18 protein-coding genes and 2 tRNA genes are annotated in these 16546 nt (G+C 27.9%); 14 read left to right on the top strand and 6 right to left on the bottom strand.

What is annotated here, in order from left to right; genetic code table 11:
- Positions 1-484: 484 nt before the first annotated feature.
- Complete coding sequence (gene tfrB / locus MSCUN_RS07900; protein ID WP_095609006.1) at positions 485-1984, top strand: fumarate reductase (CoM/CoB) subunit TfrB; 1500 nt, start codon at positions 485-487, stop codon at positions 1982-1984.
- 222 nt (positions 1985-2206) lie between these two features.
- Here tfrB and MSCUN_RS07895 read toward each other — a convergent pair whose 3' ends face one another.
- Entirely contained in the window at positions 2207-2563 is a 357-nt protein-coding gene (locus MSCUN_RS07895) for a YbjQ family protein (protein ID WP_095609005.1), read from the bottom strand.
- 477 nt (positions 2564-3040) lie between these two features.
- Complete coding sequence (locus MSCUN_RS07890; protein WP_095609004.1) at positions 3041-3583, bottom strand: DUF308 domain-containing protein; 543 nt, start codon at positions 3581-3583, stop codon at positions 3041-3043.
- 345 nt (positions 3584-3928) lie between these two features.
- On the opposite strand from MSCUN_RS07890, the gene MSCUN_RS07885 reads away from it, so the two are divergent.
- From MSCUN_RS07885 to MSCUN_RS07870, 4 genes are read left to right on the top strand one after another with little or no spacing between them, the layout of a single operon-like run.
- Positions 3929-4648, top strand: a complete 720-nt coding sequence (locus tag MSCUN_RS07885) for a TrmJ/YjtD family RNA methyltransferase (protein ID WP_095609003.1) — start codon at positions 3929-3931, stop codon at positions 4646-4648.
- A gap of 4 nt (positions 4649-4652) precedes the next feature.
- A complete protein-coding gene (dcd, locus tag MSCUN_RS07880) occupies positions 4653-5240 on the top strand; it encodes a dCTP deaminase (RefSeq protein ID WP_095609002.1) in 588 nt (195 codons plus the stop codon).
- A 6-nt stretch (positions 5241-5246) separates the two neighbouring features.
- Positions 5247-6983, top strand: coding sequence for a glycine--tRNA ligase (gene glyS, locus MSCUN_RS07875; RefSeq protein ID WP_095609001.1), 1737 nt, complete (start codon positions 5247-5249; stop codon positions 6981-6983).
- Positions 6984-7019: 36 nt separating this feature from the next.
- Positions 7020-7778, top strand: a complete 759-nt coding sequence (locus MSCUN_RS07870) for a TatD family hydrolase (protein ID WP_095609000.1) — start codon at positions 7020-7022, stop codon at positions 7776-7778.
- Positions 7779-8123: 345 nt separating this feature from the next.
- On the opposite strand, the gene MSCUN_RS07865 is transcribed toward MSCUN_RS07870, so the two are convergent.
- The 3 genes from MSCUN_RS07865 to MSCUN_RS07855 all read right to left on the bottom strand — a co-directional run bounded on the left by MSCUN_RS07865 (position 8124) and on the right by MSCUN_RS07855 (position 11075).
- Entirely contained in the window at positions 8124-8600 is a 477-nt protein-coding gene (locus MSCUN_RS07865; RefSeq protein ID WP_095608999.1) for a hypothetical protein, read from the bottom strand.
- 3 nt (positions 8601-8603) lie between these two features.
- Positions 8604-9656 carry a DUF1611 domain-containing protein gene (locus MSCUN_RS07860; protein ID WP_095608998.1) on the bottom strand — a complete coding sequence of 351 codons (1053 nt, stop codon included), beginning with the start codon at positions 9654-9656 and terminating at the stop codon, positions 8604-8606.
- A gap of 411 nt (positions 9657-10067) precedes the next feature.
- Positions 10068-11075: an SIS domain-containing protein gene (locus MSCUN_RS07855; RefSeq protein ID WP_095608997.1), complete on the bottom strand. Its 1008-nt coding sequence runs from the start codon at positions 11073-11075 to the stop codon at positions 10068-10070.
- Positions 11076-11387: 312 nt separating this feature from the next.
- Here MSCUN_RS07855 and MSCUN_RS07850 point away from each other — a divergent pair, with 312 nt between their 5' ends.
- The 9 genes from MSCUN_RS07850 (at position 11388) to MSCUN_RS07810 (ending at position 16028) form a co-directional block, all read left to right on the top strand.
- Entirely contained in the window at positions 11388-11975 is a 588-nt protein-coding gene (locus MSCUN_RS07850; protein WP_095608996.1) for a zinc-ribbon domain-containing protein, read from the top strand.
- Between the two features lie 236 nt (positions 11976-12211).
- Entirely contained in the window at positions 12212-12481 is a 270-nt protein-coding gene (locus tag MSCUN_RS07845) for a hypothetical protein (protein ID WP_095608995.1), read from the top strand.
- 4 nt (positions 12482-12485) lie between these two features.
- Positions 12486-12695, top strand: coding sequence for a TIGR04165 family Cys-rich peptide (locus tag MSCUN_RS07840; RefSeq protein WP_095608994.1), 210 nt, complete (start codon positions 12486-12488; stop codon positions 12693-12695).
- Positions 12696-12783: 88 nt separating this feature from the next.
- Complete coding sequence (locus MSCUN_RS07835; protein WP_095608993.1) at positions 12784-12948, top strand: 4Fe-4S binding protein; 165 nt, start codon at positions 12784-12786, stop codon at positions 12946-12948.
- 32 nt (positions 12949-12980) lie between these two features.
- Positions 12981-14162 carry an NAD(P)/FAD-dependent oxidoreductase gene (locus MSCUN_RS07830; RefSeq protein WP_095608992.1) on the top strand — a complete coding sequence of 394 codons (1182 nt, stop codon included), beginning with the start codon at positions 12981-12983 and terminating at the stop codon, positions 14160-14162.
- A gap of 200 nt (positions 14163-14362) precedes the next feature.
- Positions 14363-15283, top strand: coding sequence for a DUF5591 domain-containing protein (locus MSCUN_RS07825; protein WP_095608991.1), 921 nt, complete (start codon positions 14363-14365; stop codon positions 15281-15283).
- Positions 15284-15359: 76 nt separating this feature from the next.
- Positions 15360-15656 (top strand): metal-sulfur cluster assembly factor, encoded by a 297-nt coding sequence (locus tag MSCUN_RS07820; RefSeq protein WP_095608990.1) that lies wholly within the window; start codon positions 15360-15362, stop codon positions 15654-15656.
- A 146-nt stretch (positions 15657-15802) separates the two neighbouring features.
- Positions 15803-15877, top strand: a tRNA-Ile gene (locus MSCUN_RS07815).
- A gap of 76 nt (positions 15878-15953) precedes the next feature.
- A tRNA-Ile gene (locus MSCUN_RS07810) sits at positions 15954-16028 on the top strand.
- 231 nt (positions 16029-16259) lie between these two features.
- On the opposite strand, the gene hypC is transcribed toward MSCUN_RS07810, so the two are convergent.
- Positions 16260-16484, bottom strand: coding sequence for a HypC/HybG/HupF family hydrogenase formation chaperone (hypC, locus tag MSCUN_RS07805; protein WP_095608989.1), 225 nt, complete (start codon positions 16482-16484; stop codon positions 16260-16262).
- Positions 16485-16546: the final 62 nt, after the last annotated feature.

Raw genomic sequence — 16546 nt, 5'->3', positions numbered from 1 at the left:
ATTCTAATTTATATTTAATATTTCTTATTTATAATATATAAAATTAAGAAAAGATATGCACTAATTTAAACTTGTAATACTTTTTTTTATTAAGATTAAAATGTTTTCTATTAATTCTTTTTTAAGTATAATATTTAAGTTCTAAAAAAAAGATAAATATATAACATAAGGATAGTAAACATAAAATAACTTAAAAAATTTTTTTACTTATACAAAAAAATAGTAACTTGACATATGTAACTAAAAAGAAAAAAGATTAAAAAAAAAAATTAATTAGGAAAATCTTTTTTCTAAAAAAAAATTAATAAAATATCCCCATAACTTTTTTTATCTATTCCAAAAAAAAAGAAAATTCTTTAAAAAAAAATAAATACTATTTATAATAAACCATACAAGAAAAAAAAACTAATAAAAGAAGGGAATTAGTAAAAAAAAATTAGGGAAAAAAATAAGACATATAATTTTACAAAAGAGGGGCAATTGCATGATAACTGTGAATGTTAAAAGATATGATCCGGTAGAAGATAGATCCTACATGGAATCATATGAAATTGAAAAAACAGAAAAAATGAAAGTACTTGATGCTTTACAACAAATAAATGATAAATATAATGCTCACATAGCATACAGATACTCATGTCGAGCAGGACAATGTGGATCATGTGCAATAAAAATAAATGATAAAGCAAAACTTGCATGTAAAGCAGAAATAGAAGATAATGACACACTAGCTCCACTTGATTTTAAAGTACTTAAAGACTTAGTTGTAGATCGAAAAGAATTAAATCAAAAAGTATCAGATCATAACTTCTATATGATATCAGAAGATTCATATACTGATATGAAAGAACCATCCATAATCAAACCTGAAAGCTATGCAAAAATGGGAAATCTAAATGATTGTATAGACTGCTACTCATGTATATCAATGTGTCCTGTACTTACAAAAACAGATGATTATATAGGACCATACTTTATGCGATTTTTATCAGAAATAAGCTTTGATCCACGTGAGGATGCATCAAAAATAGATGAAGCAGTCGATCTTGGATTATACTATTGTACATCATGTGGACAATGTAGTGTAACATGTCCTAAAGAAATAGATATTTATGGAAAAGCAATAGAAAAACTCAGAGAACAAGTATGTGAAGAAAAAGAAGGACCACTTAAAGAACATCTTCAAATTAGAGATGCTGTTATAACAACAGGAAGAAGTGTAAATCCTAAAAATGAAAAGTATCCTGAAGGATTTGTTAAAGCATATAATGAAGAACATAAAGATGATAATATCAAACCAAAAATAGCATTCTTCACAGGATGTATGATTGATAATCGTCTACCATGGATTGCAGAATACACAATAAATATTCTAAATAAACTAGGATATGATGTTGATATACCAGAAGAACAAGTATGTTGTGGATCACCACTTCTTAGAACAGGACAAACTAACATTATTCCAACACTTGTTAATAAAAACTATGAAATATTTAAAGACTATGATATTGTACTTACAGTATGTGCTGGTTGTGGTTCAACACTTAAACGTAACTACCCAGAATATGGTGCAAAACTTAATGTGATGGATATAACAGAATTTTTAGTTGATAAAATAAATCCTGATGATCTTAAAGAACTTGATGTTAAAGTAACATATCATGATCCATGCCACTTAGTACGTGGACAAGGAATAAGCAAACAACCACGTGAAATCCTCGAAAAAATGAAAGGTGTTAAATTCATAGAAATGGATAAACCAGATAAATGTTGTGGAGCTGGTGGAGGTGTAAAATCAGGTATACCTGAACTTGCAGAACAACTAGCTGATGATAAAGTTGACATGATTGAAAAACTTGATGTTGATCATGTTGTGACAATATGTCCATTTTGTGAACGTAACATTCAAGATTCAATTAACAAGAAAAATTCAGATACATCTGTAATAAATCTTATGGAACTATTAAATGAAGCATATGAATAGAATAAGAGGAAGTTTAACTTTCCTATTTTATTCTTTTTTTTATCACTACTATTTTTTCTATTTTTAAATTATTTTTATTATAAATTGTTCATATCATAAATTAGTTTTCCCGTGTATTTTAATTTTAGTGTTCAACTTTTTGCTTATTTTAGTATAAATTGTTTAAAAAAAAGATTTTAATATAATAAGGAGTTTATCATTTAAAAAAAAATTTATTAATTTTTAGTGTGTTGTAATATTTTCATCATCATCTATGTCATCAAATGTTACAGCTGTTCCATTTACACTTATAAGTATTGTATTTCCCATAGTTCCACCCAGATTGCTGTAGTTTATCCGGACATTTAGTATTGCATTTGCTCCAAGTTCTTCTGCTTTTTGTGTCATACGTTCTATTGCAGCTTGTCGTGCTTTTTGTATTTCAATTTCATATGTTGAGGTACGACCACCTACTACATCTCGTACACCTGAGAATATATCTTTATATACATTAGCTCCAATTAGTCCTTCTCCATTTACAATTCCATGGTATTTTGCTACTTTTTTTCCTTGTATGTTTGGTGTTGTTAGTATAATCATTGTATATGACATCCTTTTTTTTCTAATTTTAATAAAAAAAAATAATTTTTTAATAATTTCCTTTTAAAAATTTTCAATTAAAAAATCGCAAATAAAATTAAATTTTTTTAGCTATTAAGTATTATTTTTATAGTTTGTAATTTTTAATAATTTTTAATTATATAATGAAAAGTTAATTTTTTTTTAGAATAAGTATTTAAATTTATATGAAAGGTGTTTATTTTATTATATTAAAAAAAAATAGGATAGGTAATGATAAAATTATAAAAGTATTTTATCATTTTTTTAAAATTGTCCCGTTTTTTATGTGATTTTTTTGTATAATAATTTTTTCGATGAAAAAAAAAATAAATTTTAATGATAACTTTATGTAATTTAATTTTTATGTATTTTCCCTAATTTAATTTTTTATCATAGCTTTTTTCTTTTTTTTATTATACATTCATCTTTTATTTTATAGGTTTTTACTACTTTTTTTTAGTTTAAATCATTGCTGATTTCTTCTATAAATTCTTCTTCGGTTTCTCTTTCATATCCATAGAATATACCTGTTAAGATTAACCAAACACCTACAATAATACCGAGGTATATTGGGTTTTCTACAAACATTCCAAGAATGATATATAATATACCGAATATTACACTGCATAATCCACTATATAGTTTTGGTTTGTAGCTTTTGGATGTTGCAAGACTTGTAATACCTGCAATAATAAGCATGAAACCAAAAATGTAGATACAGAAACTAATTACTATTGTTACACCAAGTGGGTGTATAAGTAGTAATGAACATAGTATAATGGATAAGAATCCAAGTAATATATTTACTGCTGCTGACCATCTACTAAAGTCTGATTCTTCTGTTGCAGTGACAAAGAATACTATAGCTAAGAATAATAGTAAGAATGCTGTAATTACGTCAACTGTGAGTGTGGATACTACCGGGAAAATCATAGATAGTAATCCTAAAATGACGAGAATTATTGAAACAGCACCTATTTTATATTTTTCAGATACCATTTTTCTTCACCACTTATTTGATTCATGTTAGGATTTTACTCCCTTACTTACTATTTAATATTATGTTATATATAAGTGTATGCTCTAAAAACGGCTTATAACTCTGTTTTTAAACATATTATTAAAGAATACATAATTTTTTATTAAAATAAAACTTAACTATGAATAATTATTAAAACCAAAATTAAAAAAATAAATATAAATAAAAATAGTTAGTTTTATTACTTTAAAACTAAATTTAATAAAAATATTAAAATATAATCAAACACTTATATAACACAAATTAAACACTTATAAAAAAGAATAAAAAAGATTATAAACAAAAATAAAATATAGTGATTCTAATTGACAATTTATACCGTATTTGTAGAACCAAAAACATCAGGAAATATAGGCTTTCTAGCACGATGTATGAAAAACTTCGGCTTAAAAAAACTAATTCTAATAAAACCATGCAAATTAAAAGACGATGCATACTATCAAGCAATGCATGCAAAAGAACTTGTTGAAAATGCACAGATATATGAAACACTAGATGAATTCATAGAAGATAAACAAATAACCCAGACAATTGCAACAACAGGAACTCCAGGTGGAAGCTATAATATACCACGAATACCAATAACAGCAAGCCAGATGGGAGAAAAAATAAACCCTGAAAAACAAAACATAGCACTACTTTTTGGTCGAGAAGGAGATGGACTATCAAATGAAGAACTAGAAAAATGCGATACACTCGTAACAATACCAACAAGTGAAGAATACCCAATAATGAATATAACACATGCAGCATCAATAATATTTTATGAAATATACAAAAATACACAAAAAACTTACCCAATAGATGACATGGATATAGCAGACTATGAAGATAAACAAGTACTAAATCAAGCAATAGATGAAATAACACAAAAACTTGACTATCCTGACTATAAACAAAAACAAGTAAATATACTCGCAAAACGTATAATAGGACGAGCATTCATAACAGGACGCGAACTAAGAACAATGCGAGGACTACTAAATCGTATAAATAAAAGAATCGAAAACAAACAAGAGGAATAAACTGATGGCAATACTAAGTGATATTGATATAAAAAAAGCACTGGATGAAAAAAAGATAATAATTGATCCACTAAAGGATGAAAAACAAATCCAACCATCATCAGTAGATCTAAGAATAGGAAATAAATTCAAAGGATTTAAAATAATAACAAAACCATTCATAGATCCATTTGATGAAGTAGACCTGGAATCATACATGGAAGAAATAACAATAAGTGAAAAACAACCCTTCATAATACACCCAGGAGAATTTACACTCGCAACAACATATGAAACAGTAAAACTACCATCAGACATAGTAGCACGAGTAGAAGGAAGATCATCCATAGGACGTCTAGGAATAACTATGCATGTAACAGCAGGATACATTGACCCAGGATTTGAAGGAAAAATAACCCTAGAAATTTCAAATATAGGAAAAATGCCAGTAGCATTATATCCAGGACAAAGAGTATGTCAAATAGTATTTGAAACAATGACATCACCATCAGTAGAACCATATGGTCATCACACACGTGATAGTAAATATATGAACCAAAAAGGACCACAAGTAAGTAAAATAAAACAAGACTTTGACATAAAAGGAGAATAGATAACAATGGTAAATGAAGAAATGATGAGCATATCCAAAAAAAGAGGATTTCTATACCCATCTTTTGAAATATATTCAGGAGTAGCAGGATTCTATGACTATGGACCTCTAGGAGGAATGCTAAAAAACAACATAATGAACCTCTGGCGTAACTACTACATAAACCAAGAACAATTCTATGAAATAGAAGCACCAACAATAATGCCACGAGAAACACTAAAAGCATCAGGACACGTAGATAATTTCACAGATCCAATGGTAAAATGTAGTGAATGTAAAGAAGTATACAGAGCAGATCATATAATAGAAGATGCAATAAACAAAGAAGTTGAAGGATTACCTGATGAAACACTAACACAAATAATACAAGATAATAACATTGTATGTGAAAACTGTGGAGGAAAACTAGGAGATGTAGAAAGTTACAATCTAATGTTTAAAACTCAAATTGGTGTAAGTGGAAAACAAACAGGATACATGAGACCAGAAACTGCACAAGGAATATTCATAGCATTTAAAAGAATAAGCAGATTCTATAAAGATAAATTACCATTTGGAATAGTACAACTTGGAAAATCATACAGAAATGAACTCTCTCCACGTCAAGGAGTAATAAGATTACGTGAATTTACACAAGCTGAAGCTGAAATATTTGTAGATCCAAGTGATAAAACACATAAAAACTATGAAAAAATTCAAGATTACACACTAAAATTATATGGTCAAAAACAACAACTAGAAAATCTTGAACCTATCACAATCACAGTTAAAAAAGCAGTAGATGAAGGTATTATATCAAGTGAAATGATAGCATATCAAATAGTAGTAGCACGAAAATTCCTCGCAGATCTAGGAATAGCTGATGATGCAATACGATTCAGACAACACCTACCTGATGAAATGGCACACTATGCTATAGATTGTTGGGATGCAGAAGTTAAAACCGATCAATACGGATGGGTTGAAATTATAGGAATAGCAGACAGAACAGATTTTGACCTTAAATCACATATTAAACATTCTAAAGAAGATCTATCAGTATTTAAAGAATATGATGAACCAAAAACAGTTACAAAAACCAAAGCATCATTTAACATGAAAAAATTTGGACCAACATTTAAAGGAGACTCAGCTAAAGCTAAAGAAATACTAGAACAAACTAATCCTGATGAAATCATAGAAGCATTCAATGAAAATGGTAAATACACATTCAGTATTAATGATAATGAATATACAATTGATGATACATTCATAACATTTAAAACAGAAGATGAACAAATACGTGGAGAACGTATAGTACCACACGTAATAGAACCATCATATGGAATAGATCGTATAATATACTCAACACTTCTTCATGCCTATACAGAAGATGTGAATGATGAAGGAGAAAAAAGATCATACCTAAAACTACCAGCAAAAATAGCTCCAATAAAAGCAGCAATACTACCACTTGTAAATAAAGAACCACTAACAGATATTGCAACAGAAATTGAAGAAACACTAAGATTAAATAATATTATAACAAGTTATGATACAAGTGGAACAATTGGAAGACGATATGCACGTAGTGATGAGATAGGAATTCCATATGCTATTACAGTAGACTATGATACAATAGATGATAATAGTGTTACAATACGAAATCGTGACACATTCAAACAAGTACGTATTAAAATTGATGAACTACCAGATACTATCTTAAAACTCATAAATGGAAGTATAGAATTTGATAACTTATAGATAATATCAAAAAAAAGAGGAGGAGTGTGAAAGGTTATGATATTTGATGCTCATATGCATGCTGATACAAGACCAATTGAAAACTTTATGGAAATGAACATGGCAGGTGTTGAAGCAATCCTTACATGTGCATATGATCCACTAAGAATGAAAAAATCAAATGTAACACTTGAACATTTTGATCGTATAGTATATGATGAACCAAAACGTATCGAAAAACATAATATTAAAGTATATGCAGCTGTAGGTGTTCATCCAAGAGCAATACCAGATGACTATGAAAATGTAATAGAAAAACTTCCTAAATACATGAATGAAGAACATGTAATAGCAGTAGGTGAAATTGGACTTGATGAAATAACACCAAAACAAGAGGAAGTATTCATAAAACAACTACAGTATGCAGATGAAAATAATTATAATGTCATCATACACACACCACGAAAAAATAAAGCAAAAGTAACACAAAGAACAATCACACTTCTTGATGAAAACATAAATCCACAAAATGTACAACTAGACCATGTTGATAATTCAATAATAGATATGCTAATAGATAAGGATTATACTCTTGGAATAACAGTACAACCACTTAAAATGTCACCTACAGAAACTGTAGAAATGCTTGATAAATATGGCTTTGATAAGTTTGTACTTGATACTGATATTAGTTATGCACCATCAAATCACATGGCACTAGCTGAAGTTAAACATAAACTAATACAGGATGGATATAAAAAAAGTGATATTAAAAAAGTTATGTCAAATAATGTTATGAAATTCCATAACCTATAAAAAACTTCATCACCACCCCTATTTTACTATTTTTTTTACTTTTTTATTTAAAACATTGAAATTTTATTAAAAAAAAAGAATTTAGGGTGTTGTATTATCAATAATTTTTTTTATTAAAAAAAATGAGAGTATTAAATTTTAGATAAAAAAAAGAGTATTTAAAAAAAAAGAGATTTTTTTCAATTATAAGTTTAAAAAGAAAGGTTTTGAATTTAAACAAAAAAGTAAATTAAAGAAAGAATATTATAATATCTATCTTATTTTTAATCTTTTTCCCCATTATTTTTTTTTGGTTTATTTTTTTTTATGTATTCAATTCCTACTTTTTACTTTTTTTTTGTGATTTTATTTCATGAGCATTATTTCACTAGGAGTTACAACTACAACATTTTTTGTACTTCCAAGTAGTACTAGATTTGCATCTGTTTCTTTTTTAAATTGATTGAGTTTTTCACCCACTAATTTTATTTCAGATTTTCTTCTTTGTTGGATGTAGTCAAAGTCTATAATTTGTGGTATTCGTGTTTGGTTTAGATTTTCTAGTTCTTCTTCAAGTTCTTTTATTGATCTTATTTTTACAAGTCTTATTGTATTTACACATGCTGATGCATCTGGTGTTATCATAAAATCATCATCATCTGCTGAATGATCTACTATTATATCATCTTCATAGTCATCATCATAGTTGTTTTCTATTGATGAGATTAATTTGTCATTTAGCATTTGTTGATCTTCATCAAAGTTTGGTTCCATATCATTACTAAAATCACGGTCTAGAGACTTTTTTATATTTATTGTAAAGTCTTTAAAGGTGTTTTCCATTTTCTATTCACCTACATATTCAAGAATTGTGTCAAGTAGTCTTTCTATTCCACCATTAGCATTAGTATGTAGATCTACTGCTGGAAGATTATATTTATCTTCTAGTTCATCTAGTGATAAATCTGCATTTCTCCTGTTTATTGATAGTGCTATTACTTTTGTTGGTTCTACAGCTTCTATTGCTTTTAGTTCTGTTTCGATCCCTACAGGTTCTCTGAATGGATGGTTTTCTCTATGACAGAGTACTACACAATCAGGTTGTGCACCAAATAGTATTGATGCTGAAAGTCCTTTAGGATGTGGGTTTCCTTGTTCTGTTAGACTTGATTGTCCTTCTATGAAGATCATATCTGCATCTTCTACTTCATCTAGGTATTTGATTGTTCCCATTACTGCTGCTGGTACATCCATTACTGATAGACTTCCTGCTCTGAAGTTTATGTCTGTTGGTTCTTCTAGTCCCATTTCATCTGTTGAGAATATTTTAGCATTAATTCCTCGTTTTTTTGCTTCTTCTCCTAGTTTACGAGTTGTAGTTCTTTTTCCACATTCCTGGGATGTTCCTCCTACAAATATTACTGGTTTTTCTGATTTGTAGGTTATTTTAGGTAGTACTTCTGTTACTTTTTCAGGTCTTGCTCCCATTGTTTTTTCTACATTGTCTAATCTTGAGCTTATTTGTTTTATTTCTACGCCTGCTTGGTTTGCAAATTTGATTAGTGATGGATTTTCCTCTAAAGGTAGTGACCTAAATGATGTTAGTACATTTTGTCCTAGATCTATTGCTTCTACAGCATATTTTAATGCTGCACCTTCTGCTCCTATTGGTAGCATTATTGCTACTGTTTTTGAGTCTGTTTCTTCAACTAGTTTTTTTAGGTCTGATTCTACTATATGTCCACAGAATTCTTTTCCTTGTTTTTCTTTTGAATCATCTAGAAATCCTGCTGTTTCTACTCCTGCGAAGTTGTGAAGTTTTTCTCCTCCTCCACCAGCACCAATTATTATAAATGGGCTTAATTCTTCAAAATCTTTACTTGATGTTATTGAATACAATAAAATCACTTCTCCAAAAATTATATTATTTTTTTTATTTAATTAATTATATACTTATTTTGTTATTTTTAGTTATTAAATATTAGTTATAATTTTATATTTATGTTTTCTTAATTTTTTATTCGTTAATCTTATTTTAGCCTTTTTTTGTGTGTTTGTTTTTTGTTTTTTTAGTTAAGAATTTTTAGAATTAGTTTATTTGTATTTTATTTTTTCATATATGAAATTTGATTTTAAATTAAATAAATGAATCTTTTGTATATTTTTTATATAAAAAGAGAGTATTTCATTAATATTATAGTTTATTATATAAAAAAAAGGAATGTCTTAAAAAAATTAGTATGATTATAAAAAAAAAGGATAAAAGATGAAAAAAAAAGTATTTTTTGAATAATATACATGTTCTTTTTTTTAGTATCTTACTTTTCCAATGTGTCTTGTACTTCCAGGATCTTCATCATTATATATTGCAAGATGATAGATAAACCATTCAAGTGGTATTATTAGTATAAATGGTGTAAGTAATGGATCTATATCATAGTAGTTTTGTAGATCAAATATTACTGTATTTACACCAAGATCTTTACAGAAGTTTATTGCACGTTGTGTTACTTCATCCCAGTCATCACCTGATTTTATAAATACAACTGTTACTCCTTCTTCTACACGTTCAATTAGTCCATGTCTAAATTCTCCAGAATATACAGGACATGCATGTTTTAATGCTCCTTCCATAAACATTGTCATTGCAAGTTTATATGATAATCCAAAGTTAAGTCCACTTCCCATACAATAGAATAAATCTACATCCTTGTTTTCTTCTGCAATTTTCTTTGATGATTCTTCGGTTGTTTTTATGAGTTCTTCCATTATTGATGGAATTTCATCTAGTTGTTTTATTATATCTTTTGCTCTTTTTGAATCTATCATATTAAAGAATATGTAATATAATGAAATTAGTTGTGTTACATAAGTTTTTGTACCAAGTATTGCTATTTCTTCTTTACATTTTGTTATTATTGTATCATCAGCTTCTTTTGCCATACTACTATCTTCAACATTTGTTATTGATAGTGTTTTTATGTTATGTTTTTTTGCTTTTCTTAAAGCTGCTAGTGTATCTGATGTTTCCCCTGATTGTGATGTTAGTATAACACCATAATTACTGTTATCTTCTAGGTATTGATGATCTACAAAGTCAAATCCTGTTTGTACATCTATATTTATATTTGAAATTGACTTCATTGCATCTCTTATGGTGTAACATGTAGAAATAGAACTTCCACAACCAATTAAAAAGATTTTATCAAATTTACTAAATTGTTCTGATAATTGAAGCATATGTTCTTTTTCTGTGCTTATTGTACGTTCAAGAGAAATTGGTTGATCTAAGATTTCTTGATACATTTCATATTCCATGTGTATTATTCTCCCATTTGATTATACCACTATTCATATTACTAAAAAAATAATCTTCCCAATGCTTTTTGAAAATTTTATTAATATTCATAGTTATTAATAGTATATATGATTTTTAATTTATTTAAATATTAATAGTTTTAAAGTGAATTTTAATTCATAGATTCTTCTTTATTTAAAAATAAAAGTATATTTTTTTTATTATATGTACTAAATTTTTAAAGAAAAAAAAAATGATGGTAAAATCTAATTAATACTAATATATAAAATAAATATATAATACTTTTTTAATATAGGAGTTTTAGATAAAAAATGAAATGTGACAGATGTAACTATGAAAATCCAGATGATGCTAAAATATGCATAAACTGTGGATATCAACTACCAGAAAATCCTACCATCATATGTCATATACAAAATTCAAATACAAAAAACAACATCACCCCTAATGAACAACAAAATCTAGAAAAAACAGTACAAATAAATAAACAAAGAAATAATAATGACTACTACGAAACACAATATAAAGGACCAGGATCAAATTATACACAAACAAATCCAGTAATACGAAAAGCACAAAATCAAAATAAAACCAGTAGTCGAAGAAATGATAATGACTACTATGAAACACAATACCGTGGACCATCTACATTTAATAAAATTGAGCCTAAAAAAGGAAAAAAACTATGGCTAACAATACTACTAAGTATACTTTGTGTAGGATTAGGACAAATATATCTTAAAGAATATAAAAAAGCATTCATATTTATAACAATAGCAATAATAACATCAATACTTTCAATGAGATATGAAATATTTCTAGTAATTGGATTATTTAATGGAATATATCAACTGCTTGATGTAATAAAAGACTATAAAAAATATTATATTAATGAATAAAAAATAGTTTTAAGATAAAAAAAAATTAAAAATATAACTTTAAGTATCTCCCCCACCTTTTTCTAATTTATTTTTACTATAAATATATAATTCATAAATATAACAAAATTATTAACTATAAATATACACATAAATAATAATGAATTATTTTAACATAAAATAGAAGAAAAAAATTAAAATCTATGATAATAACTAAAACTTTGAATTAATTTTTTTATCGAGGATAATTAGATAAAATGTCAAATAGAATTATAGAAGGATATAATTTATATCAAAAAGGTAGTGTAGATGTAAAACACTATGAAGATGATCATATTATCTTTGAAGTTAAAAAAAATGATACAGAAAGTTATATTGTATCAATGATTTATGGATACTGGAATTGTGATTGTGCTGATTATGTATATAGAAATCAGAGACAACCTGGTAGTTTCTACTGTAAACACTTACAAGCAGCACAATTTAAACTTCTAGACATACTGAAAAACAAAGAAGGGGAGTTGTAATTAAATGAAAATAGATGAATTAATAAAACCATGTCCAAAATGTGGTTCAAAAGATAAAACACAACACAGAGACTTAGATAAACAATTTCTAGCATATGCACAAAATGGAGAACTAAAATGCTCAAACTGTGGATATATATTCATAACACGTGATGAAGCAATAGATAAAAGACGAGCAGAAGCTGCAAAACTAGATGAAGAAAAAACAGAATAAAAAAAATGAGAGATTAAAAAAAAGAGAAAAATAGATTTAATAAAAAAAAAACATATAAAAAATGAAATTGAATTAATGGGTGAAAAGGATGATAATTAAAGAATTTTGTATGTATTGCGGAGCATGTGCTGGAGTATGTCCTGTAGATGCTATTGAAGTTGAAGAACTTAAAATAGTAATTGATGAAGAAAAATGTACAAAATGTGGATTATGTGTAAAAACATGTCCAATAGAAGCATTAGAACTACAATAAAAAAAAATAAACTTTTTTTTAGGAGAAATAATATGATAGAAACAGATATTTTAGTAGTAGGAGCAGGACCATCCGGATCATTAGCAGCAAAAGAAGCAGCACTAAAAGGAGCAAATGTATTATTAATTGATAGAAAATCAGAAATAGGATCACCAAAAAGATGTGCAGAAGGTGTATCTAAAGAAGGACTTAAAGAACTTGGAATTAAACCAGACCCTAGATGGATTGCACGAGAACTAGATGGAGTAAGACTTGTAGCACCAGATAATACAAATGTATTCCTTGACACATCAACCATACCAATACCAGAAGCAGGTTACATTCTTGAACGTAAAGTATTTGATAAACATATGGCAATGGATGCAGCACGTGCTGGTGCTGAAATTATGATAAAAACCAATGCAAAAAGTCTTAAACGTATTGATGATGGATTTATCGTAGAAGCAGACCATATGGGAGAACCAATAGAAATAAAAGCTAAAATTATCATAGCAGCAGATGGACCTGAATCAAGAATAGGACGAATGGCAGGTCTTAAATGCAACACACCAGCAGAACATATGGAATCCTGTGTACAATTTGAAATGGCAGGAGTAGATATGGTAAATAACCAGGACATATCATTATTCTTTGGAAGTGTAGCACCAGGAGGATATGTATGGATATTCCCTAAAGGTGATGACATAGCAAACGTAGGAATAGGAGTACTAAAATCAAAAACAGATAAAAGTGCATATGATCACCTAGTAGACTTCATAAAAACATGTCCTGAAACTAAAAATGCACAACCTGTGGAAATAAATGTTGGAGGAGACCCAGTAGATGGTCTAATGTCTGATCGTATAGGAGATAATATTCTTGTTGTAGGAGATGCAGCAGGATTTGTAAATCCACTTACAGGTGGAGGAATAAACTCAGCACTAGAATCTGGAGTATATGCTGGAATTGTAGCAGCACAAGCAATAGAAGATGAAAACTATTCAAAACGTAATCTTAAAGAATATGTGAAACTTACAGATGAACATATTGGTAAAAACTATAAAAAATACAATGCAGCAAAAGCATACCTACTATCATTAAGTGATGAAGAACTTAATGAAATTGCAGCAGCATTTAAAGATGAAGAATTTAGTGAAGTAACACCAAGATCACTCATAAAAAGACTAATTAAAGTATCACCAAAAGCACTACTAAAATTAGGAAAACTATTCTAAAAATCTTAACTTTCACACCTAACCTCCATCATCTTTTTTTTTAATAACTAATAAATAATTAATTTAAAATCTAATCTTTTTTTTAGAAAAAAATACTAATACCTTATTTTATAATACTAAATTTTTTTATGAAATTAAAAAGAAAAATAATAAATAATAATAAAAAAAATTTTTTTTTAAAAATGCAAGGATAAAAAAATATGAAAAATGCAAAAATACCATGTATAAGCGAACTATCACTACACAGACCAGAAGTAGTAAGATGGCAAGAAAGAATGCAACTACTTGAACCATACTCAGATACAATTGTTGTACTACCATGTAGTATGAAAAAACCATATTCACAATCAAAATCACACACATTATTTAAAAAATATACAAAAGGACTACAAGAAGTAATACTAACATCTCCATTTGGAATATGTCCACGTGAAATGGAAAAAACATACCCTATACAATCCTATGATGCATCAACCACAGGTGACTGGTCAGATGAAGAAATTAAAATGACAGGAGAATGCATAAAAAACTATGCAAAAGATCATAAAGTAATAGCACATGTAACAGGAGGATATCGTCAAGCATGTGAAGAATACCTAGATAATGTAGTATACACATGTGATGATGGATCAACTAGATCACGTGAATCACTAGATAATCTAAAAGCAGAAGTTAAAAAAGCAGATAAAGTAGCACATAACAAGCATAAAATACATGATTTAAGATCAATAGCAAGATATCAATTTAACACAAAAAAAGCAGATGCACTAATAACAGATGATACACAAACCAGAGGACGATTTAACACACAAATCATACAAGATAAACAACAAGTTGCAACACTACACTTTGAAACAGGACTCTACACACTTAACCTTAAAGGTGGTGAAGTTCTAAAAGACAACCATATAAACCGTGTATTTATAAACTTTGACTTACAATCCAACACACTTTTTACACCTGGAATTGATGCTGCAGATAAAGAAATTATACCAAATGATGAAGTTGTAATAATACGTGATGAAAAAGTTGTAGGTGTAGGAAAAGCAATGATGAGTGGAGAAGAGCTAGTTGAAGCAACAAAAGGTATAGGTGTAAAAATAAGACATCAAATAAAATAATAACAAAATGTATTTAAAAGAATAAAATTAATATATAAAAATACAAAAAATATAATTAAAGATAAGGAGAATAAAAATGTCAGAAGAAACAAAACAAAAAATTCAAGATAAACTTTCAAGAATCGCTGACCCACATATGGGTGTAAGTATCGTAGAAATGGGATTAATCAAAGATATTGATGTAGATGATGATAATAAATTTGCAAAAATCGTTATTACACCAACAAACCCAGGATGTATGAGTATCGCAAACATCGCAATGGCTGCAAAACTAGAAGCTGAAAAACTTGATGAAATTGATAAAGCTGAAATAGAAGTTGTAGACCACATGATGGCAGATACAATTAATGAAATGGTAAACAAAGAAGAATAATTATCATTTAATAAAAAGAGAGAATTTTTGATGTTTATAGATTAAATATTATAATCATCAAAAATATTAAATCTCTTCTTGAACCATAAAGTATATATATTAATAAAGAATAATATAGTAATAGTTCGTTGAAACAATTATTATTTGGGCGCGTGGCTCAGCTTGGTTAGCGCGCACGGCTGATAACCGTGAGGTCCTGGGTTCGAATCCCAGCGTGCCCACTTAAAAAAAACTTTATTGAACTAATTTTATTTTAACATATTAACAAAAAAGACAACATAATAATTAATTTTTCAAGGGCGCGTGGCTCAGCTTGGTTAGCGCGCACGGCTGATAACCGTGAGGTCCTGGGTTCGAATCCCAGCGTGCCCATTAAAACTAAACTTTTTTTATAAAAAAAATAATTTTTTTTTAATACTAATTTTTCAATTAAAATAAGCTAATTTTAGGTTAATATTTCAAATTTAAAATGAGTAAATCTATTTTTTTTTAAGATTCTAAAAAAATAAGTTTAATTTATCTAAGGTAATATATTATAAAAAAAAGTATGTATTTTAAGTTAAAAATTGAGTTTTTTTTTAACTTAAAAAATATGTAGTGTTTTTATTCATTTTCTAATTCTTCAAATAACTCATTCCAGGTTTCGAGTGATTCTTTTGCTGCTTCTTCTGTTAATGTATCTATTGCATATCCTGAATGAATTAATACGTAGCTTCCAATGTCTGCTTCTACTAAGTCTAGTTTTGCTTTTTGTTTTACTCCACCAAAATCACATATAGCTACGTTATTATCTATTTCTACAATTTTTGCTGGTGCTGCTATACACATTTTGTTTAATCCTCCGAAAAAAATAAATTATGTCTTTTTTTTGTTAAAAAATTATTTAAAAA

The organism is Methanosphaera cuniculi (assembly GCF_003149675.1).
GTDB lineage: Archaea > Methanobacteriota > Methanobacteria > Methanobacteriales > Methanobacteriaceae > Methanosphaera > Methanosphaera cuniculi.
Note: the sequence above shows the minus strand (reverse complement) of the source record. Positions and strands in the feature narration are given on the sequence as shown.

What these genes read in the sequence shown, in the direction of transcription:
- tfrB (WP_095609006.1), top strand. Translation starts at nt 485, where the DNA reads ATGATAACTGTGAATGTTAAAAGATATGATCCGGTAGAAGATAGATCC.
- MSCUN_RS07895 (WP_095609005.1), bottom strand. Translation starts at nt 2,563, where the DNA reads ATGATTATACTAACAACACCAAACATACAAGGAAAAAAAGTAGCAAAA.
- MSCUN_RS07890 (WP_095609004.1), bottom strand. Translation starts at nt 3,583, where the DNA reads ATGGTATCTGAAAAATATAAAATAGGTGCTGTTTCAATAATTCTCGTC.
- dcd (WP_095609002.1), top strand. Translation starts at nt 4,653, where the DNA reads ATGGCAATACTAAGTGATATTGATATAAAAAAAGCACTGGATGAAAAA.
- glyS (WP_095609001.1), top strand. Translation starts at nt 5,247, where the DNA reads ATGGTAAATGAAGAAATGATGAGCATATCCAAAAAAAGAGGATTTCTA.
- MSCUN_RS07870 (WP_095609000.1), top strand. Translation starts at nt 7,020, where the DNA reads ATGATATTTGATGCTCATATGCATGCTGATACAAGACCAATTGAAAAC.
- MSCUN_RS07865 (WP_095608999.1), bottom strand. Translation starts at nt 8,600, where the DNA reads ATGGAAAACACCTTTAAAGACTTTACAATAAATATAAAAAAGTCTCTA.
- MSCUN_RS07855 (WP_095608997.1), bottom strand. Translation starts at nt 11,075, where the DNA reads ATGGAATATGAAATGTATCAAGAAATCTTAGATCAACCAATTTCTCTT.
- MSCUN_RS07850 (WP_095608996.1), top strand. Translation starts at nt 11,388, where the DNA reads ATGAAATGTGACAGATGTAACTATGAAAATCCAGATGATGCTAAAATA.
- MSCUN_RS07845 (WP_095608995.1), top strand. Translation starts at nt 12,212, where the DNA reads ATGTCAAATAGAATTATAGAAGGATATAATTTATATCAAAAAGGTAGT.
- MSCUN_RS07840 (WP_095608994.1), top strand. Translation starts at nt 12,486, where the DNA reads ATGAAAATAGATGAATTAATAAAACCATGTCCAAAATGTGGTTCAAAA.
- MSCUN_RS07835 (WP_095608993.1), top strand. Translation starts at nt 12,784, where the DNA reads ATGATAATTAAAGAATTTTGTATGTATTGCGGAGCATGTGCTGGAGTA.
- MSCUN_RS07830 (WP_095608992.1), top strand. Translation starts at nt 12,981, where the DNA reads ATGATAGAAACAGATATTTTAGTAGTAGGAGCAGGACCATCCGGATCA.
- MSCUN_RS07825 (WP_095608991.1), top strand. Translation starts at nt 14,363, where the DNA reads ATGAAAAATGCAAAAATACCATGTATAAGCGAACTATCACTACACAGA.
- MSCUN_RS07820 (WP_095608990.1), top strand. Translation starts at nt 15,360, where the DNA reads ATGTCAGAAGAAACAAAACAAAAAATTCAAGATAAACTTTCAAGAATC.
- hypC (WP_095608989.1), bottom strand. Translation starts at nt 16,484, where the DNA reads ATGTGTATAGCAGCACCAGCAAAAATTGTAGAAATAGATAATAACGTA.